Genomic DNA, 18,886 nt, shown 5'->3' on the forward strand with positions numbered 1-18,886 from the left:
CAGCAACTGATCGACCTGCGAGCCCGTGTGCCCGGCACGGGGGTCGCACGAGCACGCGGGGGCCGCGACTGTGGACGGTACGGACGAGCGGCTTCGCGAGGTCCTCGCCCTGGTCGCGCCCGGGACCCAGCTGCGGGACGGCCTGGAGCGCATCCTGCGCGGGCGGACCGGGGCCCTGATCGTGCTCGGCTTCGACGACGTCGTGGCCGACATGTGCACCGGCGGCTTCGTGCTGGACGTGAACTTCTCGGCCACCCGGCTGCGTGAGCTGGCCAAGATGGACGGCGCCATCGTCATCGACCACACCGGCAGCGGGAACATCGTCCGCGCGGGGGTCCAGCTGGTGCCCGACCCCCGGATCGAGACGCCGGAGTCCGGCACCCGGCACCGCACGGCCGACAAGGCGTCGCGCCAGTGCGGCTTCCCGGTGATCTCGGTGTCGCAGTCCATGACCCTGATCGCGCTGTACCTGGACGGGCGCCGCCACGTGCTGGAGGACTCCGGCGCCATCCTGGCCCGCGCCAACCAGGCCCTGGCCACCCTGGAGCGCTACGCGTCCCGCCTGGACGAGGTGACCGGCAACCTGTCGGCGCTGGAGATCGAGGACCTCGTCACCGTTCGCGACGTCGCCACGGTGCTGCAGCGGGCGGAGATGGTGCGCCGGATCAGCGAGGAGGTGCGCGGCTACGTGGTCGAGCTCGGCACCGACGGCCGGCTGGTCGAGCTGCAGATGGACGAGCTGATCACGGGCTTCGGCCTGGAGCTGTCCAGCGTGGTGCGCGACTACGTCGGCCCCGAGGGCTCTGTCGCCGAGACCGACCAGGCCCTGGCGGGTCTGGCGTCGCTGGACTCGTCGCAGCTGCTGAGCCTGGACCAGGTGGCCGCCCAGGTGTCGCTGCAGACCGGGGACCCCGGCCTGGACGCCACCGTCAGCCCGCGCGGGTACCGGATGCTGCACCGGCTGCCCCGGTTGCCCGACGTGGTCGTGCAGCGGCTCGTGGGCCGCTTCGGCAGCCTGCAGAAGCTGCTCGCGGCCGGGGTCGAGGACCTGCAGCAGGTCGACGGCCTGACGCTGTCGCGCGCCCGGGCCGTCCGCGAGGGTCTGAGCCGCCTGGCCGAGACCAGCATCCTCGAGCGGTACGTCTGATCCCCTCGCCCGCCGGGTCGCCCACCCCCGCGCCGCCTCACGCCGGGCCGCCCACCCCCGCACCGCCCGACGCCGAGAAGGCCGCTTCGGCCCGGCATATGGGGTCGCCGCGGGTCGATCGGGCCCTCTCGACGCCGGCCGGGGACGCCGGGCGGGCCGGGGACGCCGGGCCGGCCGGGGACGCCGGGCGGGCGGGGGACGCCGGCCTCGTGGACGACGTGGTGGCCTGGTACGCCTCGGCGGCGCGGGACCTGCCGTGGCGGCGGCCGGGCACCGACGCCTGGGCCGTGCTGGTGTGCGAGGTCATGTCGCACCAGACCCCGGTCGCCCGGGTGGAGCCCGCCTGGCGCGCGTGGCTCGAGCGCTGGCCCACCCCCACCTCGCTGGCCGACGACTCCCCCGGCGAGGCGGTGCGGATGTGGGGCCGGCTCGGCTACCCCCGCCGGGCGCTGCGGCTGCACGAGGCGGCGGTGGCGGTGCGGGACCGGCACGGCGGGCAGGTGCCCACGACCTACGCCGATCTGCTGGCCCTGCCCGGGGTCGGGCCGTACACGGCCGGGGCGACGACGGCGTTCGCCCACCGGCAGCGGGCCGTCGTGCTGGACGTCAACGTCCGGCGGGTCCTGGCCCGGGTGCACGAGGGCACCGACGCGCTGCCAGGGGCACCGACCCGCGCCGAGGTCGACCGGGCGGAGCGGCTGCTGCCCGGTGAGGCCGGGCGCTCGGTGGCCTGGAACGCCGCGGTGATGGAGCTCGGCGCCCTGGTGTGCACCGCCCGCTCGCCCCGCTGCGACGCCTGCCCGGTGCGGACCCGCTGCCGCTGGGCCGAGACCGCCGCCCCCGACGCCCGCACACCGGCCTCCGGAGACGCCCGGCCCGCCGGAGCCGCCCGGCCCGCCGGGGCCACCCAGGCCGCCCGGACCACCCAGACCGCCCGGCCCGCCCGCACCACCCGGCCCGCCCGCACCACACGGCCGCAGGCGTGGGTCGGCACCGACCGCTACGTGCGGGGCCTGCTGCTGGCCGTGCTGCGGGACGAGCCCGGCGCCGTGCCGGCCGGGCGGCTGGAGGCGGTGTGGCACGACGACGATCAGACGGCGCGGTGCCTGGCCGGGCTGCTGGCCGACGGCCTGGCCGAGGCCACCCGGGGCGGGTACCGCCTGCCGCTGTGAGGCCGGTACGGGTGAGGGCCTGAACCTGCCGCCGCAGGACAGGTGGCAACCCGCACCTCAGAGCGTCAGCAGCATCCGGTGGTTGCCGAGGGTGTTCGGCTTGACCCGGGCCAGGTCGAGGAACTCCGCGACGCCCTCGTCGTGGCTGCGCAGCAGCTGCTCGTAGACCTCGGGCGCGACGGGTGCGGCCTCGATCTCGCGGAAGCCGAACGAGCCGAAGAACTCCCGCTCGAAGGTCAGGCAGAACACCCGGGCGATCCCGAGCGAACGGGCCCGCCCGATCAGCTCGCGCACCAGCGAGCGGCCGACGCCCGCCCCGCGCAGGCGGCCGCTGACGGCCACGGTCCGCACCTCGGCCAGGTCGGCCCACATCACGTGCAGCGCCCCGCAGCCGACGACCTCGGTGAGCCCGTCGGGGTGCTCGGGCGTGGCCGGCGAGCGGTGCTCGGCGACCACGAACTCCTGGACGTCCTCGTACAGCGTCACCAGGTCCTTGGCCAGCAGCCGCCGGTCGACCACGTACGCCGAGACCAGCTCGGCGATCCGGGGCACGTCGGCCGGGCGCGCAGCACGGAGCCCGACCGTCCCCTGCAGGGTCGGTCGGGCTCCGTCGAGTCGCGGCTGCTGCGTCAGCTGCCGGTCCCGGTGTCGCCGAGCGGCTCGGTGGTGCCGCCGCCCTCCGACGCCGCGGCGCCGACGGGCTCGGGCGCCTCGGGGACGCCCTTCTCGGTGCCCTTGAACGTGAAGTGCGCGAGGTCGTCCTCACCCTCCACGTCCACCAGGATCAGCTGACCGGAGGTCAGCTCGGAGAACAGGATCTTCTCGCTCAGCTGGTCCTCGATGTCGCGCTGGATCGTGCGACGCAGCGGACGCGCCCCGAGGACGGGGTCGTAGCCGCGGGTGGCCAGCAGGCCCTTGGCCGCCGGGGTGAGCTCGATGCCCATGTCCTTGTCGTGCAGGCGCGCGTCGAGCTTGGCGATCATCAGGTCGACGATCGTGACGATCTCCTCCTGCGTGAGCTGGGGGAAGACGATGATGTCGTCGACGCGGTTGAGGAACTCGGGACGGAAGTGCTGCTTGAGCTCGTCCTGGACCTTGGCCTTCATCCGGTCGTAGCCGGTGCGCGTGTCGTTGCCCGCGCTGAAGCCCATGTTGATGCCCTTGGCGATGTCCCGCGTACCCAGGTTCGTGGTCATGATGATCACGGTGTTCTTGAAGTCGACCACCCGGCCCTGGCTGTCGGTCAGGCGACCGTCCTCCAGGATCTGCAGCAGCGAGTTGAAGATGTCCGGGTGCGCCTTCTCGACCTCGTCGAACAGCACGACCGAGAACGGCTTGCGCCGCACCTTCTCGGTCAGCTGGCCGCCCTCCTCGTAGCCGACGTAGCCGGGGGGCGAGCCGAACAGCCGCGAGACGGTGTGCTTCTCGCTGAACTCCGACATGTCGAGCTGGATGAGGGAGTCCTCGTCGCCGAACAGGAACTCCGCCAGCGACTTGGCCAGCTCGGTCTTCCCGACGCCCGTGGGGCCGGCGAAGATGAACGAGCCACCGGGACGCTTGGGGTCCTTCAGGCCGGCCCGGGTGCGCCGGATCGCCTGGCTGAGGCCCTTGATGGCCTCCTCCTGGCCGATGACGCGCTTGTGCAGCTCGTCCTCCATGTGGAGCAGCCGCTGGGACTCCTCCTCGGTCAGCTTGAACACCGGGATGCCCGTGGCGATGGCGAGGACCTCGGCGATCAGCTCCTCGTCCACCTCGGCGACGACGTCCATGTCACCGGACTTCCACTGCTTCTCGCGCTCGGCCTTCTGGCCCAGCAGGCGCTTCTCGTCGTCGCGCAGCGAGGCGGCCTTCTCGAAGTCCTGGGAGTCGATGGCCGACTCCTTCTCGCGACGGACGTTGGCGATGCGCTCGTCGAACTCGCGCAGGTCCGGCGGAGCCGTCATGCGACGGATGCGGAGCCGGGCGCCGGCCTCGTCGATCAGGTCGATGGCCTTGTCCGGCAGGAAGCGGTCGTTGATGTAGCGGTCGGCCAGGTTGGCCGCGGCCACCAGCGCCGCGTCGGTGATCGAGACCCGGTGGTGCGCCTCGTAGCGGTCGCGCAGGCCCTTGAGGATCTCGATGGCGTGGGCCAGCGAGGGCTCGGCGACCTGGATGGGCTGGAAGCGCCGCTCCAGGGCCGGGTCCTTCTCGACGTGCTTGCGGTACTCGTCCAGCGTGGTCGCACCGATGGTCTGCAGCTCGCCGCGGGCCAGCATCGGCTTGAGGATGCTGGCGGCGTCGATGGCGCCCTCGGCGGCACCCGCCCCGACGAGGGTGTGGATCTCGTCGATGAACAGGATGATGTCGCCGCGGGTGCGGATCTCCTTGAGGACCTTCTTGAGGCGCTCCTCGAAGTCACCGCGGTAGCGCGAACCGGCCACCAGGGCGCCCAGGTCCAGCGTGTAGAGCTGCTTGTCCTTGAGCGTCTCGGGGACCTCGCCGCGGATGATCGCCTGGGCCAGGCCCTCGACGACCGCCGTCTTGCCGACACCGGGCTCGCCGATCAGCACCGGGTTGTTCTTGGTGCGGCGGCTCAGCACCTGCATGACCCGCTCGATCTCCTTCTCGCGCCCGATGACCGGGTCGAGCTTGGACTCGCGGGCGGCCTGCGTGAGGTTGCGGCCGAACTGGTCGAGCACCAGGGAGCCGGACGGCGTGTTCTCCGCGGCGGGACCGCCGGAGGTCGCGGGCTCCTTGCCCTGGTAGCCGGACAGCAGCTGGATGACCTGCTGACGGACCCGGTTGAGGTCGGCGCCCAGCTTGACCAGCACCTGGGCCGCCACGCCCTCGCCCTCGCGGATGAGGCCGAGCAGGATGTGCTCGGTGCCGATGTAGTTGTGGCCGAGCTGCAGCGCCTCGCGCAGGCTCAGCTCCAGGACCTTCTTGGCCCGCGGGGTGAAGGGGATGTGACCGCTGGGGGCCTGCTGGCCCTGGCCGATGATCTCCTGGACCTGCTCGCGCACGGCGTCCAGCGAGATGCCGAGGGACTCCAGCGCCTTGGCGGCGACGCCCTCGCCCTCGTGGATCAGCCCGAGCAGGATGTGCTCGGTCCCGATGTAGTTGTGGTTGAGCATCCGGGCCTCTTCCTGGGCCAGGACGACAACGCGGCGAGCGCGGTCTGTGAATCTCTCGAACATTGTTCGCTCCCTCACGAGCGGGCGGCGTCCGACGGAACTCCTCCGGCGGACCTCGTTCCCTCTCGATGCTAGACGTCCGGTGGCTGCGGCACCGGCCGACCACCTGCTCGCAGGGCCTGCGTTCGCGCTGAGCGCAGCAGCTGGCCCTTGGCAGGGTCGCGGTCCGGTCGTCCATCGGCACAACGCGTACCCGGCCTGAGTGTTCCGACGCAGCCGGCGGGTCCGCTCAGGGCGAACCGTGCCGCTCGACGCAGCCGCCACCAGGCCCGCGGACCCCGCCGGGGAGCAGCCGTCGCCTAGCCGAGGAGCACCCCGACGGTCGCCGCGGCCAGCAGCAGCACCCCCGCGGCGGCCGTCCGGGTCGCGGTCGGCGCCGGCAGCGGGGCACCGGTGACGAGCGCCTCGACCCGGGCCCGCAGCTCCGTCCGCGAGCGCCGGACGACGACGAGCCCGCACGCCGCCGCCCCCACCCCGAGGCCCACCAGCAGCAGCCCGACGCCACCCCCGGACACCAGCCCGTCGCGGACGACGACCAGCGCGGTCACCAGCAGGGCCAGCCCGGTGCGCTGCCAGGCCAGGGCGGTGCGCTCGGGCTGCAGCCCCGGGTCGCGGGGCACCGGCGTCCTAGGTCCCGGCGTCGTCACAGCAGGGCGAGGAGCGCCAGGACCGACAGCGCCAGCACCCCCAGCACCACGACGGCCAGCCCGGACGGCGCGGGCAGCGGCTGCTGCAGCCGCATCGCCCGCTCGGCCCGGGCCCAGCGCAGCAGCGCGGTGACCGACAGCCAGGCCGCGACGGTCACGCTGACGACGGCCACGGCGCGCAGCAGGTGGCCGGTGTCGACCACGTCGTCGGCCACGGCGGCGGCCAGCCCGGCCACGACGAAGGCCAGCGCCGTGCGCACCCAGGCCAGCACGGTCCGTTCGTTCGCGAGGGTGAACCGGGGGTCGGGCTCGTCCCCGACGCCGAACACCCGACGAGGCCGGCGCGCGGGGCCGTCCGGGGCCCGCGCCGTCCGTCCCTCCGCCACGGAACCACCGTAACGGCCCGCCCGGCCGTAGCATCGGCGGTGAGGGGAGTACGTCCTCAGAACCGGTCCCGGTCAGCACGGTCGCACCTGCGACCCCGGGTCGAGCCAGTCCGCAGCAGCGGACGGGCGACGGAGACCTCACCGCTGCGGCGTGCCGCACCAGCCCGAAGGACCTCCATGCACCTGCTCAGCCACGCCCTCGTGGCCGTCCCAGCGACGGCGACCGAGCCCGGTTCCGGCGGCCTGACGTCGATCGGCACCCCCGCGCTGTGGGGGGCGACGATCGCGGTCGTCGCCGGCCTGTTCATCTTCGACTTCATCGCCACCCGCAACCCGCACGACGTCTCCATGAAGGAGGCGGCCGGCTGGTCGGCGTTCTACATCGCGCTGCCCCTGCTGTTCGGCGTCTTCGTCCTGACGCAGTTCGGGTCGCAGATCGGCGTGGAGTACTACACGGGCTACATCGTCGAGAAGTCGTTGTCGGTCGACAACCTGTTCGTGTTCATCCTCATCCTGTCCGCCTTCGCGGTGCCCCGGCACCTGCAGCAGCGGGCCCTGCTGTGGGGCATCCTCGGCGCCCTGATCCTGCGCGGGGTGTTCATCGCCATCGGCGCGGTCGCGATCGCCCAGCTCGACTTCGCGTTCCTCATCTTCGGCGCCATCCTCATCTTCACCGCCGTGCACCTGCTGCTGGAGGAGCTGAAGGGCGAGAAGAAGGAGATCCACGTCTCCGAGCTGCGGGTGGTCAAGCTCGTCCGCAAGGTCACCAAGGTGTCCGACGACTACGAGGGCACCAAGTTCCGCGTGACCCGCGACGGCGTCAAGTACCTGACGCCGTTCGCCCTGGTCGTCATCGTCCTGCTGTTCACCGACGTGGTGTTCGCGGTCGACTCCGTGCCGGCCGTCTACGGCATCACCGGCGACCCGTACCTGGTGTTCGCCACCAACGCCTTCGCGCTGCTGGGCCTGCGGGCGCTGTACTTCCTGCTCGAGGGCGCCCTGTCCAAGCTGGTGCACCTGTCCTACGGGCTGTCGTTCATCCTCGCGTTCATCGGCGTCAAGCTGCTGCTGCACTGGGCCCACAACATCTGGCCCGGCGTGCCCGAGATCCCGACCCTGGCCAGCCTGTTCGTCATCATCGGCGCCCTGGCCGTCGTCACGGTCACCTCGCTGCTGTCCCACAAGCGGGCCCGGGTCGCCGAGGAGGACCTGCCCGCCGAGGACGTCCGGCAGGCCACGGACGTGGAGCGCGACCGGACCTGAGCCGCCGCGCACCGACGACGGCGCCCCCCGACCTGCTGGTCGGGGGGCGCCGTCGTCGGTGCGGGTGGGTCTCAGCCGTTGGCGGCGTTGAACGCCTCGATGACCTCGGCCTTGATGCGGCCGCGCTCGGACACCTCGTGGCCGTTGGCGCGGGCCCACTCGCGGATGGTGGCGTTGTCGGAGCCGACGGACGACCGCTTGGTGACCGAGCGGCTGCCCTTGCGGCGGGCGCCGCCGACGCGACGGCCGTGCCCGACCCACTCCGCGAGGGAGTCGCGGAGCTTGGCCGCGTTGTCGACGGTCAGGTCGATCTCGTAGGTGATCCCGTCGAGACCGAACGTCACGGTCTCGTCGGCCGGGGTGCCGTCGAGGTCGTCGACGAGCACCACATTGACCTGCTGGGCCATTTCTTGTCTCCATCTGCAGAATTCGGGCGACCATCTCTGTCCCGGGGTGCGAATACCGGGCTGCGCGACTGGAGTCGCTGTCGCCGCGGATTGATGATTGCACCGCCGATGATCAAGGAGCAAGTCGGTCGGGAAATGACCACCCGAAAGCGCCGGCTGCATTACTCGGTCACAGCACCGAATACGGCCCGGCGAATTCCGCCGCAAGGGACGGTTTCAGACCGCGGGACGGTCCTGGCCGTCGCCCCGGTCGTCGCCGACGCGCGGCGCGCCGTCACCGGCGGCGCCGTCACCGGCGGCGCTGTCCCGGGCGGCGGCGCTGTCCCGGGCGGCGGCGCTGTCCCGGGCGGCGGCGCTGTCCCGGGCGGCGGCGGCCGCGTCCTCCTCCGCCTCGATCCGGGCCCGGTCGGCCCGCTCCCCCGCGTCGGCCCGGACGATGGCCAGGATCGCGATGCCGAACAGCAGGCTCACCCCGATGGTGGGCAGCAGGCCACGCACCACCTCGCCGAGCACACCGAGGTCCACGTCCTCAGCCCTCGGGGCGCAGCAGGGGGAACAGGATGGTCTCGCGGATGCCGACCCCCGTCAGCAGCATGACGAGCCGGTCGACCCCCAGGCCGATGCCCCCGGTGGGCGGCATGCCGTGCTCCAGCGCCCGCAGGAAGTCCTCGTCCAGCTGCATGGCCTCGGGGTCGCCGCCGGCCGCGAGCAGCGACTGCTCCACCAGCCGCTCGCGCTGCAGCACCGGGTCGGCCAGCTCGGAGTAGGCCGGTGACAGCTCGGCCCCGGCCACGACCAGGTCCCAGGCCTCGGCCAGGCGGGGGTCGTCGCGGTGCGGCCGGGCCAGCGGCCGCACCTCCGCCGGGTAGTCGCGCACGAAGGTGGGCTGCAGCAGCGTGTGCTCGACCAGCTTCTCGAACAGCTCCAGGACGACCTCGCCCGCGCCCCAGCCCGGGCGCAGCTCGACCCCGGTGCGCTCGGCGTGGCGACGCAGCACGGCGAGGTCGGTGTCGACGTCGACCGCCTCGCCCAGGGCGCCGGACACCGCGTCGTGCACGGTCACGGTCCGCCAGTCACCCGCCAGGTCGACCTCGCCGCCGTGGCCGTCCGGCACCACGGTCCGCCCCGTGGCGGTGGCGGCGTCCAGGACGAGCTCGCGGACCAGCTCGGCCATCGTGTCGTAGGAGCCGTAGGCCTCGTAGGCCTCCAGCATCGTGAACTCGGGGCTGTGGGTGGAGTCGATGCCCTCGTTGCGGAAGGTGCGCCCGATCTCGTACACCTTCTCCAGCCCGCCGACGACGCAGCGCTTCAGGTACAGCTCGGTCGCGATGCGCAGGCTCATCCGGACGTCGAGGGCGTTCAGGTGGGTGTGGAACGGCCGGGCGGTCGCGCCGCCGTGCACCAGCTGCAGGACGGGGGTCTCGACCTCGAGGTAGCCGAGGCGGTGGAACGTCTCGCGCAGCGAGCGCAGCACGGTGGCCTTGGTCCGGACGACCTCGCGGGCCTCGGGTCGCACCACCAGGTCGACGTAGCGGCGCCGCGCCCGGGTGTCCTCGGCCAGCTGGGCGCCGTCGTAGTGGTTGGGCAGCGGGCGCAGCGCCTTGGCGGCCATCAGCCACGAGGTCGCCATGACCGACAGCTCGCCCCGGCGGCTGCTGACCACGCGGCCGGTCACCGACACCTGGTCCCCCAGGTCGACGTCCTGCTTCCAGGCGTCCAGGCCCTCCTGACCGACCTCGGCCAGGCTGAGCATGACCTGCAGCCGGTGGTCGCCCTCCTGCAGCGTGGCGAAGGCGAGCTTGCCCGTGCCGCGGGCGAACATCACGCGCCCGGTGACCGACACGACGTCCTCGGTCTCCTCGCCGGCCTCGAGGGCCTGCCAGCGGGGCTCGGCCACCACCTCGGCCAGGGCGTGGCTGCGGGGCACGAGCACGGGGTACGCCTCGCCCCCGGCGGCGATGATGCGCTCGCGCTTGGCGGCCCTGACCGCGGTCTGCTCGTCCACCCGCTCGTCGGCCGGCCCGCTCCCGGTGTCCGTCCGGTCGGGCGCGTCGGTCCGGTCGCTGCTGCTGCTCACCCCGTCAGGATAGGGAACCCGCCGCAGGCCCCCGACCGGGCACCATGGCCGGATGAGCCCACCCCCGTCGGCCGCCGGGCGGCACGACGACGCCCACCGCGAGCAGCAGGCCCGCTCGTTCGGCGCCGTCGCGGAGGAGTACGACCGGGTGCGGCCCGGCTACCCCGCCGAGGTGGTGCGCTGGGCGCTGGGCGAGGCGCCGCTGCGCGTCCTGGACCTGGGGGCCGGCACGGGCAAGGCGACCCGGGTGCTGCTGGAGCAGGGCCACGACGTCGTGGCCGTCGAGCCCGACCCGCAGATGCGGGAACGGTTGCGGTCGGTCTCGCCGCAGGTCCGCGCCCTGGCCGGCACGGGCGAGGCGGTCCCCCTGCCCGACGGCTCGGTCGACGCGGTGCTCGTGGCGCAGGCCTGGCACTGGATGGACCACGGCCGGGCCGCCGTGGAGGTCGCGCGGGTGCTGCGCCCCGGCGGGGTGCTGGTGCTGCTGTGGAACGTGCGCGACCGGCAGGACCCGGTGGCGCGGGTCGTGTCGGGGGCGGTGGCCCGGCACGCGCCCGAGCTGGCCGAGCGCGCGCGGGCCGACAGCCACGCCGACCGGCTCGACGTCTCGGTGCCCGACCCGCGCCTGGTCGCGGCGGGTACGCACGCCGTGGACAGCTCGCTGCGCTGCAGCGTCGACGACCTCCTCGCGCTGGTGTCGACCTGGTCCTACGTGGCCCTGTCGCCGCACCGCGAGGCCCTGCTCGCCGAGGTGGCGCGGGGTGCGGCCGGGCTGGTGGGGCCCGACGGGCGGGTCCGGCTGGGGCAGAGCGCCCACGCCCACCGGTTCCGCCGGGGCTGACTGCCGGAGGACTCGGCTCGCCGGGGACGGTGACCCAGGTCACGATGTGAGGCAGACTGCGGGACGACAGCCGCATCCGGGCCCCCGGGTCTGCGGGTAGACCGGACGACGACGACCGGACGACGGAGGTGAGACCGACGTGCAGGGATCCGTACCCTCGCCGCGCGAGGACTCCTGCGACGTGGTCGTGCAGCGCGTGGGGACCCAGGTCGTGGTGCGCCTGTACGGCGTGCTCGACGACCGGGCCGCACCGCGGCTGGCCGGCGCGCTGGCCGACGTCGAGTCCATGGTCCTGAGCCGCGTGGTCGTCGACCTCGACGAGGTGGACGCCATCGAGGGCGCCGGGCTTGACTTCATCGTCGGGCTGCACCGGCGGTGGAAGGTGCGGCTGCTCAACACCCCCAACCAGCTGCGCGGCCGGATCCCGCGGATGGCCTCCGCCCGCCCGATCGACTGACGACCGGACCGGCTCAGCCGACCCAGTCCAGCCCGACGTCCAGCTGTGGCGAGGAGTGGGTGAGCGCGCCCACCGACACGTGGTCGACCCCGGTGGTCGCCACCTCGGGGGCGCGGCCGAGCGTCAGGCCGCCGGTGGCCTCTAGCTCGACCCGGCCCTCGGGCCCGTCGAGCTCGGCGACCAGGGCCCGCACCGCCCGCACGGTGGCCGTCAGCTCCTCGGTGGTCATGTTGTCGCACATCAGGAACCGGCCGCCCGCACGCACCACCGCGAGCGCGACGGCGGTGGACTCGACCTCGACCTCGACCGTGACGTCGGGGCGAGCGCTGCGCACGGCGCGGTAGGCGGCCACCACGGACCCGGCCGCGGCCGCGTGGTTGTCCTTGACCATGGCCACGTCGTGCAGGCCGAACCGCTTGTTGACCCCGCCGCCGCAGCGCACGGCGTACTTCTCCCACGCCCGCAGGCCCGGGGTGGTCTTGCGGGTGTCGAGCACGCTCACCCCGGTGCCGGCCAGCACGTCCACCCACCGGCGCGTGGCCGTGGCCACGCCGCAGGCCCGGCCCACCAGGTTGAGCCCGGTCCGCTCGGCCACCAGCAGGGTGCGGACCGGACCGGACAGCCGGGCCACGACGTCACCCGGCTGCACCGGGTCGCCGTCGGAGGCCAGCAGCTCGACCACCGGGACGGGCTGGCCGAGCCGCCGTGCGGCCTCGGCCAGCAGCGGGGACCAGACCACCTGACCGGCCAGCACCCCCGCCTCGCGGGCCCGGACCTCGACCACGGCGGTCGCGGTGGCGTCGACGGTGGCCGCGGTGGTGACGTCCTCGCCGGGGTCGCCCCCCAGGTCCTCGTCCAGGGCCACCCGGACCAGGCGCCGCAGCTCCTCGGCCGTCGGACCGGCAGGTCCCGTCGTGCCCCCGCTCATGCGCCCGCCCCGCGACGCGCGTCGGACCCCGCACCCGGTCCCGCGGGCCCGGCGCCGGCCCGGTCGACCGCCCCGCGGACCTCGCGCTCGGTGAGCACGAGCCCACCGTCGGCGTCGGCCCGGACCACGACGTGACGGCGCCAGGCCGGGTCCTCGGCCGGGAAGTCCCGGCGCACGTGCCCGCCGCGCGACTCCGTGCGGAGCAGGGCGGCCTCGGTGAGCGCGACCGCGAGGGTGTGCAGGTTGGCGGCCTCCCACTCGGGCCGGTCCACCCGGGCGCTGACGCCCTCGTGGTGGTGGGCGTCGGTCACGACGTCGGCCAGCGCCCGCCCGGCCGCCGCCAGGCCGGCGGCGTCGCGCAGCACGCCGGGCCCGGACGAGGCCGCCCGCTGCACCCGGGACCGCGCCGTGGCCGGCACCAGCCCGGCGGGGCCGCCGCGCTCGACGGCCGCGCCGGGGGCGAGCTCGCCGAGGCGCAGCCGCGCGGCGATGTCGTCGGCGAGGCGGGCCGCGAACACCAGGCCCTCCAGCAGCGAGTTGCTCGCCAGCCGGTTGGCGCCGTGCACCCCGGTGCACGCGGTCTCACCCACCGCGTACAGCCCGGCCACCCCGGAGCGGCCCAGCAGGTCGGTGACGACGCCGCCGGAGTGGTAGTGCTGGGCCGGGGCCACCGGCACGGGGTCGGCGGCCAGGTCGAAGCCGTGCTCGGCCAGACGCCGGACGATGCTGGGGAAGCGCCGGCCCAGGAACTCCGCGCCCAGGTGGCGGGCGTCGAGCAGGACGTGGTCGGAGCCGGTCAGCTGCATCCGGTCGACGATGCCCCGGGCCACGACGTCGCGCGGGGCCAGCTCGCCGCGGGGGTCCAGGTCGGGCATGAACCGGTGGCCGCGCTCGTCGAGCAGCACGGCTCCCTCGCCCCGCAGCGCCTCGGAGATCAGCGGCTGCTGGCCGCGGGCCCCGCCGCCCAGCCACAGCACCGTGGGGTGGAACTGGACGAACTCGAGGTCGGCGAGCTCGGCCCCGGCCCGCAGCGCGAGGGCGACGCCGTCGGCCGTGGCCTCGGGCGGGTTGGTGGTCGAGCGGTACACCTGGCCGATGCCGCCGCTGGCCAGCACCACGGCCCGGGCCGGCAGCCGCCGCGTGCCCTCGGGCCCGGCGACGAGCACGCCGCAGGCCGCACCGTGGGCGTCGGTCAGCACGTCGACGGCGAAGGTGTGCTCGAGCAGGCGGACCCGCTCGTCGGCGGTGACGCCCTCCAGGGCGGCGGTCAGGGCGCGGGAGATCTCCTCGCCGGTGGCGTCGCCGCCGGCGTGGGCGATCCGGTCAGCGCCGTGCCCGCCCTCGCGGGTCAGGGCGATCTGCCCGTCGAGGTCCAGGTCGAAGCGGGCGCCCAGGCTGACCAGGCCCCGCAGCCGGCGCGGGCCGTCGTCGACCAGGACGCGCACCGCGGCCGGGTCGCACAGCCCGCCGCCGGCGGCCATGGTGTCGGCGAAGTGGGCGTCCGGGGAGTCGGTGGGGGCCATGGCCGCCGCGATGCCGCCCTGCGCCCAGCGGGTCGAGCCGCTGGCCACGACCGTCTTGGTGACCAGCGTGACGGCCAGGCCGTGCTCGGACAGGGCCAGCGCGGCGGTGAGCCCGGCGATGCCCGAACCCACGACCACGACGTCGGTCCCCGGCGCCTCGGTGGCGGTGCCGGTGACGAGCCGCCGGGGGACGTGCCTCACGCCGGGCCCCGCACGTCGACCACGGGTCCGCCGTCGCCGGGACCCACGACCAGGTCGACGTTGTCGATCAGCCGGGTGCCGCCCACCCGCGCGGCGAGCAGCAGCACCGCGGGGCCGGTGTGGTCGTCGGCCACCACGGCGAGGTCCTGCGGCCCGACCAGGGCGCAGTAGTCGACCGAGACCCCGGGGACGTCGAGCGCGTCCGCGGCGGTGGCGACGACCTCGGCCGCAGCTGCCCCCGCGCGGGCCGCGGCCACGGCGGCCCGCCCGGCCCGGGGCATCGCCGCGGCCCGGTCCCGGTCGGCGCCGCGCAGGTAGGCGTTGCGGCTGGAGCGGGCCAGGCCGTCGGGCTCCCGGACGGTGTCACCGGGCACGACGCGGACCGGGACGGCCAGGTCGGCGACCATGCGCTGCACCAGGGCCAGCTGCTGCCGGTCCTTGCGCCCGAACACCGCGGCGTCCGGGCGTACCAGGTGCAGCAGCAGCATGACGACGGTCAGGACACCGTCGAAGTGCCCGGGCCGGCTGCGGCCCTCCCAGACCTCGCCCAGGGCGCCGGCCCGGACCCGGACCTGCGGCTCGCCCTCGGGGTACACCTCCCGAGCGGACGGCGCGAAGACCAGGTCGACGCCCGCCTCGGCGCACACGGCCAGGTCGTGCTCCAGGGTGCGCGGGTAGGCGTCGAGGTCCTCGCCCGGGCCGAACTGCAGCGGGTTGACGAACACGGTGACCACGACGTGGTCGGCCTGCTCGGCGGCCAGCCGCAGCAGCGAGCGGTGACCGTCGTGCAGCGCGCCCATGGTCATGACCACCGCGACCCGGCCGGTCAGCGCGGCCCGGGCCGATGCCAGCCCGGCCCGGTCGGTGACCAGGAGCGGGCCGGACGCGCCGGCCCCGACGGCTCTCTCGGCCGTGTCAGGCACGGCAGCACCACCCATCCGGATCACGCTACCCGCGCCCGTCACCGGTCCCTGCGTCGGTCCCTGCGTCGGTCCCTGCGTCGGTGCCCTCGTCGGTCCCGGCCTCGCGGGCCAGGACGGCCTCGAGCCGGTCGGCGACCGCCTCGCCCAGCCGGCCCTGGACCCGGGCCCGGTCGAGCGTCGCCCGCGCCAGCGCCCGGTAGGTCGGGGCGACCGCCTCGTGCGCGCGACGGTCGACGTCCCCGGCCGCCAGGACCTGCAGGTGGGCGGCGAGCGTGCCCTCGTCGCCGCGCTGCACGGGACCGGTCAGGGCCGTGTCGCCGAGCCGGACCGCGTTGTCGACCGCGGCCTGGACCAGCGGGCCGAGCAGCGCGGCCGAGGCCTCGACCCCGGCGTCGGCCAGCACCTGCCGGGCCTGGGCCAGGACCGTGACGACGTGGTTCGAGGCGTGGGCCAGCGCCGCGTGGTACGCCGTGCGGGCGTGCTCCGGGACCACGACGGGCTCGGCCCCCATCTCGATGACCAGCGCCTGCGCCACGGGCAGCACGGCGGCCGGGGCGGTCACGGCCATGGTCGAGCCGGGCAGGCGGGCCAGGTCGAGGCTGGTGCCGGTGAAGGTCATCGCCGGGTGGACCGCCAGGCCGATCGCGCCGGCCCCGGCCGCCGGGGCCAGGACGGCCGTGCCGTAGCGGCCGGAGGTGTGCACGAGCAGCTGGCCCACCTGCCAGGCGCCGGTCGCGGCGAGCCCGGCGACCAGGTCTGGCAGCGCGTCGTCGGGCACGGCCAGCAGCACCAGCTCGGCCCGCCGGACCACCTCGGGCACGGGCAGCCGCGGCACCCCGGGCAGCAGCGTGTCGATCCGCTCCCGGCTGGCCTCGCTCACCCCGGAGGCGCCCACGACCGCGTGCCCCGTGGCCCGCAGCGCCGAGGCCAGCACCGACCCCACGCGGCCCGCGCCGATCACCCCGACACCCAGCCGACCGTCACCGGTCCCGGCCCGCGACCCCTGCTCGTCCACGTCGGCGCACCCTACGCCGTGCCAGCATGTCGGCCATGATCACGACGAGACGGGCGTCCGGGCTCCCCCGCGCGGCCCGCGTGCTGCCGCCCCTGGCCGCGGTGGCCCTGCTGAGCGGCTGCAACGCCTCCGGGGGCACCGTCGTCACCCCGGCCACCGTGACGGTGACGGCCACGCCGTCCGTGCAGGCCGCCGCCCCGGCCACGGGAACCGCCCCGGCGACGGGAGAGGCCACGGCCCCACCGTCGGCGCCGGCCTCGGAGCCGTCGGGCGACGCCGCCTCGGCCACCCCGTCGGGCGACCCGGCCGCCCTGCCCCGGCAGGAGCGGACCTACGACGTCGGCTACCTGGGCGAGCGCACCGACACCCCGGACGGCACCGTGCTCACCCTCGACCGGCTGACGGTGGCGGGGGTGGACGACGCGGAGCTGGCCGAGCAGGGCACCCCGGTGCGGGTGGACGACGGGGAGGTGTTCAGCAACCAGCGCGAGCAGTTCTACGAGGTGGGCGTGTCACCGGAGGCGCGGTTCTTCGTGACCACCTGCGTCGCCGCCGAGGCCGGCCCCAGCATCACCAGCGACCGGGTCGACCTCGACACGTTCCTGGCCGACCCCTCCCTCGACGGGACCGCGGTCTCCTTCGAGTACGCCGACGGGCTGCTGGTCCGCGCCGAGACCAACCCCCGCTGCTGAGCGCTCGCGCCGCATCCACCGCTCCGGTCCGGACGCGGCCCGGGCCGCGCGCGCCCGGGCCCCCTGCTCCCGCAGCAGCCGGGCACCCTCCACCTCGCTCAGGTGCGGCACCACGGGGTCGACCGGTCCGGGCGTGGAGTGCAGCCGGAAGGTGACGACGCCCAGCCGGCGCTGCAGCGGGCCCTGGGCCAGCCCCAGGCTCTGGGTCCGCTCGTGCGGGACCACGACCAGGGAGCGGTTGAGCAGCCCCGTCCGGGCCAGCAGCACCCGGTCGGTCACGGCGTAACCGGTCCGGCGCCAGGCCAGCAGGTCCAGCCAGCGCGCGCGCCGGTCCACGGTGACGAACCCGCCCTCGTCGCCGGAGCCCGACAGCGCCCGGTCGAGCACGTCGTCGGCCACGGCCGGGCGCGGTGACCCGTCCGGGCCCGGGCTGCCGGACACGACCAGGGCCAGCAGGGCGCGAACGTCCTCGCGGGTACCGACGGGCAGCAGGACGGCGCTGGAGGACTGCTGGGCGTCGGCCGCGGCGTAGCCCGCGATGTTGACCTTGACGTGCCACCAGTCGAACCGGCGCCACAGCCACGACTGGCTTACGAGCACGGCCTGGACGCGTCCCGGCGGCACCGTCGCGGAGCGGGTCTCGGTCAGCCCGGCGCGCACCCGCAGGCCGTCGGGGGACTCGGCGAGGCGGAAGTTGAAGGACTTGGCGAACTGGTTGGCCACCGTGAACACGATGACGACCACGGCACCCGGACCGACCCCGGCCATCGGGGCCAGGACCGCCCGCAGCGGCACCCCCGGCAGCAGCGCGGCGACCGTCAGACCACCGAGCAGCACGACGGCGCCGACGACGAGGGCGATGACGGTGCCGGTCAGCGCCGTCCCGGCCACGAGCCGCCCCGGGGGGACGAGGAGGACCTCGCGCTCGGGCGCCTCGGGCGCCTCCTCGGTCTCGTAGTCGACTCCCGCCGCCGCCGCCAGGAGCGCGTTGCGCAGCCGCTGCGCCTCGGCCTCCTTCAGGTAGCGCAGCCGGACCTGCGAGTCGGAGCCGCCCGCGACCTCGATGCGCAGCTCGGCCAGGCCGAACAGCCGGCCGATGAGCGGCTGGACCACGTCCACGGCCTGCAGCCGGTCGAGGCGGGCCTGGCGCTGGGTGCGGCTCAGCACGCCGCTGTTGAGGTGGACGGCGTCGTCGTCGACGGAGTACCGGGTGAAGAACCAGGCGATGACGTTGCCGATGACGACGAGCACCGCGATCGCCAGCACCCCGCCCAGCTGGACGCCCAGACCGCCGAGGAACCCGATGTCGGGGCCGTAGCCCTCGCCGGGCACGATCCCCTCGACGACGATCGCGAGACCGACGAGCAGGGCGGCCCAGCCGCGGACCAGGGGCGAGACCGGGTGCAGGCGCTGCAGCGGGATCCGGGGCGCGCGGACCTCCTCGGGCGCGCTCACAGCCCCGCCAGGCGGGCCTGCCCCGCGGCCGTGAGCCGGTCGCGCAGCAGGGCGGCGGCGTCGGCGGTCAGACCCGGCACCGTGGCGTCGGTGGCCGCGCTGGCGGTGTGCAGCCGGACCGTGGCCAGGCCCAGGGCGCGGTCGACCGGCCCCGCGGTGACGTCGACGTACTGCATCCGGCCGTAGGGGACGACGGTCAGGGAGCGGAACAGCACGCCGCGGCGCACGATCAGGTCCTCCTCGCGCTCGGCGTAGCCGATGGCCCGGACCTGACGGGGCACGACGACGACGGCCACGACCGCACTGAGCACCGGCGGCACCGCCACCCACAGCGGCCAGCGGGTGTCCAGCAGCAGCCACAGCACGACGGCGACGACCACGCCGACCAGGGCCAGGACACCGGCGCCGGCGAGCCGCACCCAGGTCAGCCTGGGGCTGACCCGCTTGAAGCGCACGCCCTGTGGGTCGAAGGGCTCCTCGACGCGGTCCGGTTCGACGTCCATGTCCCGATCCTCCCGCACGCGACGGCCGGCCACGGACCCGACCCGCGGCCCCGGCTGGTCAGGCCACGTCCGTCAG

General features: G+C 75.0%; 18 protein-coding genes. 5 read left to right on the plus strand and 13 right to left on the minus strand.

Features of this window, described 5'->3' with window-relative positions; genetic code table 11:
- The first annotated feature begins 70 nt into the window (after window positions 1-70).
- Both disA and SJY06_RS19240 read left to right on the plus strand, forming a co-directional pair.
- On the plus strand, window positions 71-1,147 hold the full coding sequence (disA, locus tag SJY06_RS19235) for a DNA integrity scanning diadenylate cyclase DisA (RefSeq protein ID WP_380169145.1): 1,077 nt from the start codon (window positions 71-73) through the stop codon (window positions 1,145-1,147).
- A gap of 98 nt (window positions 1,148-1,245) precedes the next feature.
- On the plus strand, window positions 1,246-2,319 hold the full coding sequence (locus SJY06_RS19240; protein WP_380169146.1) for an A/G-specific adenine glycosylase: 1,074 nt from the start codon (window positions 1,246-1,248) through the stop codon (window positions 2,317-2,319).
- A 57-nt stretch (window positions 2,320-2,376) separates the two neighbouring features.
- Here SJY06_RS19240 and SJY06_RS19245 read toward each other — a convergent pair whose 3' ends face one another.
- The 4 genes from SJY06_RS19245 to SJY06_RS19260 form a co-directional block, all read right to left on the minus strand.
- Window positions 2,377-2,952, minus strand: a complete 576-nt coding sequence (locus tag SJY06_RS19245; RefSeq protein ID WP_380169735.1) for an amino-acid N-acetyltransferase — start codon at window positions 2,950-2,952, stop codon at window positions 2,377-2,379.
- Complete coding sequence (locus SJY06_RS19250) at window positions 2,949-5,495, minus strand: ATP-dependent Clp protease ATP-binding subunit (RefSeq protein ID WP_380169148.1); 2,547 nt, start codon at window positions 5,493-5,495, stop codon at window positions 2,949-2,951. Before SJY06_RS19250 ends, SJY06_RS19245 begins: the two co-directional genes overlap by 4 nt.
- Before the next feature lie 296 nt (window positions 5,496-5,791).
- The gene (locus tag SJY06_RS19255) at window positions 5,792-6,112 is read right to left on the minus strand and encodes a DUF202 domain-containing protein (protein WP_380169149.1); all 321 of its coding nucleotides are present in this window, start codon (window positions 6,110-6,112) and stop codon (window positions 5,792-5,794) included.
- Window positions 6,113-6,135: 23 nt separating this feature from the next.
- The gene (locus tag SJY06_RS19260) at window positions 6,136-6,525 is read right to left on the minus strand and encodes a YidH family protein (protein ID WP_380169150.1); all 390 of its coding nucleotides are present in this window, start codon (window positions 6,523-6,525) and stop codon (window positions 6,136-6,138) included.
- Between the two features lie 177 nt (window positions 6,526-6,702).
- Here SJY06_RS19260 and SJY06_RS19265 point away from each other — a divergent pair, with 177 nt between their 5' ends.
- Window positions 6,703-7,788, plus strand: a complete 1,086-nt coding sequence (locus tag SJY06_RS19265) for a TerC family protein (protein WP_380169151.1) — start codon at window positions 6,703-6,705, stop codon at window positions 7,786-7,788.
- 71 nt (window positions 7,789-7,859) lie between these two features.
- Here the strand turns inward: SJY06_RS19265 and SJY06_RS19270 are convergent, their stop codons facing one another.
- From SJY06_RS19270 to lysS, 3 genes are all read right to left on the minus strand, one after another.
- Complete coding sequence (locus tag SJY06_RS19270) at window positions 7,860-8,195, minus strand: Lsr2 family protein (protein ID WP_380169152.1); 336 nt, start codon at window positions 8,193-8,195, stop codon at window positions 7,860-7,862.
- Between the two features lie 216 nt (window positions 8,196-8,411).
- The gene (locus SJY06_RS19275; RefSeq protein WP_380169153.1) at window positions 8,412-8,720 is read right to left on the minus strand and encodes a hypothetical protein; all 309 of its coding nucleotides are present in this window, start codon (window positions 8,718-8,720) and stop codon (window positions 8,412-8,414) included.
- A 4-nt stretch (window positions 8,721-8,724) separates the two neighbouring features.
- Window positions 8,725-10,272: a lysine--tRNA ligase gene (gene lysS / locus SJY06_RS19280; protein ID WP_380169154.1), complete on the minus strand. Its 1,548-nt coding sequence runs from the start codon at window positions 10,270-10,272 to the stop codon at window positions 8,725-8,727.
- A 52-nt stretch (window positions 10,273-10,324) separates the two neighbouring features.
- Between lysS and SJY06_RS19285 the strand changes: the two genes are divergently transcribed.
- Together SJY06_RS19285 and SJY06_RS19290 are read left to right on the plus strand one after the other, a co-directional pair.
- Complete coding sequence (locus tag SJY06_RS19285; protein WP_380169155.1) at window positions 10,325-11,113, plus strand: class I SAM-dependent methyltransferase; 789 nt, start codon at window positions 10,325-10,327, stop codon at window positions 11,111-11,113.
- A gap of 139 nt (window positions 11,114-11,252) precedes the next feature.
- Window positions 11,253-11,570, plus strand: a complete 318-nt coding sequence (locus SJY06_RS19290; RefSeq protein ID WP_380169156.1) for an STAS domain-containing protein — start codon at window positions 11,253-11,255, stop codon at window positions 11,568-11,570.
- A 13-nt stretch (window positions 11,571-11,583) separates the two neighbouring features.
- Here the strand turns inward: SJY06_RS19290 and nadC are convergent, their stop codons facing one another.
- The 6 genes from nadC to SJY06_RS19320 all read right to left on the minus strand — a co-directional run bounded on the left by nadC (window position 11,584) and on the right by SJY06_RS19320 (window position 18,810).
- Entirely contained in the window at window positions 11,584-12,498 is a 915-nt protein-coding gene (nadC, locus tag SJY06_RS19295) for a carboxylating nicotinate-nucleotide diphosphorylase (RefSeq protein ID WP_380169157.1), read from the minus strand.
- The gene (locus SJY06_RS19300; protein ID WP_380169158.1) at window positions 12,495-14,222 is read right to left on the minus strand and encodes an L-aspartate oxidase; all 1,728 of its coding nucleotides are present in this window, start codon (window positions 14,220-14,222) and stop codon (window positions 12,495-12,497) included. The genes nadC and SJY06_RS19300 overlap by 4 nt, the downstream gene beginning before the upstream one ends.
- On the minus strand, window positions 14,219-15,160 hold the full coding sequence (gene panC, locus SJY06_RS19305) for a pantoate--beta-alanine ligase (protein WP_380169159.1): 942 nt from the start codon (window positions 15,158-15,160) through the stop codon (window positions 14,219-14,221). The genes SJY06_RS19300 and panC overlap by 4 nt, the downstream gene beginning before the upstream one ends.
- A 10-nt stretch (window positions 15,161-15,170) precedes the next feature.
- On the minus strand, window positions 15,171-16,160 hold the full coding sequence (locus SJY06_RS19310; protein ID WP_380169160.1) for a Rossmann-like and DUF2520 domain-containing protein: 990 nt from the start codon (window positions 16,158-16,160) through the stop codon (window positions 15,171-15,173).
- Window positions 16,161-16,672: 512 nt separating this feature from the next.
- Entirely contained in the window at window positions 16,673-18,307 is a 1,635-nt protein-coding gene (locus SJY06_RS19315; protein WP_380169161.1) for a PH domain-containing protein, read from the minus strand.
- Window positions 18,304-18,810, minus strand: a complete 507-nt coding sequence (locus tag SJY06_RS19320; RefSeq protein ID WP_380169162.1) for a PH domain-containing protein — start codon at window positions 18,808-18,810, stop codon at window positions 18,304-18,306. Before SJY06_RS19320 ends, SJY06_RS19315 begins: the two co-directional genes overlap by 4 nt.
- Window positions 18,811-18,886: the final 76 nt, after the last annotated feature.

This window comes from Jannaschia sp. R86511 (assembly GCF_042466345.1).
Classification (GTDB): Bacteria; Actinomycetota; Actinomycetes; order Actinomycetales; family JBBAYJ01; genus Aquipuribacter.

Excerpts from the sequence above, each read along its gene's own strand:
- SJY06_RS19240 (WP_380169146.1), top strand. The coding sequence starts at position 1,246 with ATGGGGTCGCCGCGGGTCGATCGGGCCCTCTCGACGCCGGCCGGGGAC.
- SJY06_RS19250 (WP_380169148.1), bottom strand. The coding sequence starts at position 5,495 with ATGTTCGAGAGATTCACAGACCGCGCTCGCCGCGTTGTCGTCCTGGCC.
- SJY06_RS19265 (WP_380169151.1), top strand. The coding sequence starts at position 6,703 with ATGCACCTGCTCAGCCACGCCCTCGTGGCCGTCCCAGCGACGGCGACC.
- SJY06_RS19270 (WP_380169152.1), bottom strand. The coding sequence starts at position 8,195 with ATGGCCCAGCAGGTCAATGTGGTGCTCGTCGACGACCTCGACGGCACC.
- SJY06_RS19285 (WP_380169155.1), top strand. The coding sequence starts at position 10,325 with ATGAGCCCACCCCCGTCGGCCGCCGGGCGGCACGACGACGCCCACCGC.
- nadC (WP_380169157.1), bottom strand. The coding sequence starts at position 12,498 with ATGAGCGGGGGCACGACGGGACCTGCCGGTCCGACGGCCGAGGAGCTG.
- panC (WP_380169159.1), bottom strand. The coding sequence starts at position 15,160 with ATGGGTGGTGCTGCCGTGCCTGACACGGCCGAGAGAGCCGTCGGGGCC.
- SJY06_RS19320 (WP_380169162.1), bottom strand. The coding sequence starts at position 18,810 with ATGGACGTCGAACCGGACCGCGTCGAGGAGCCCTTCGACCCACAGGGC.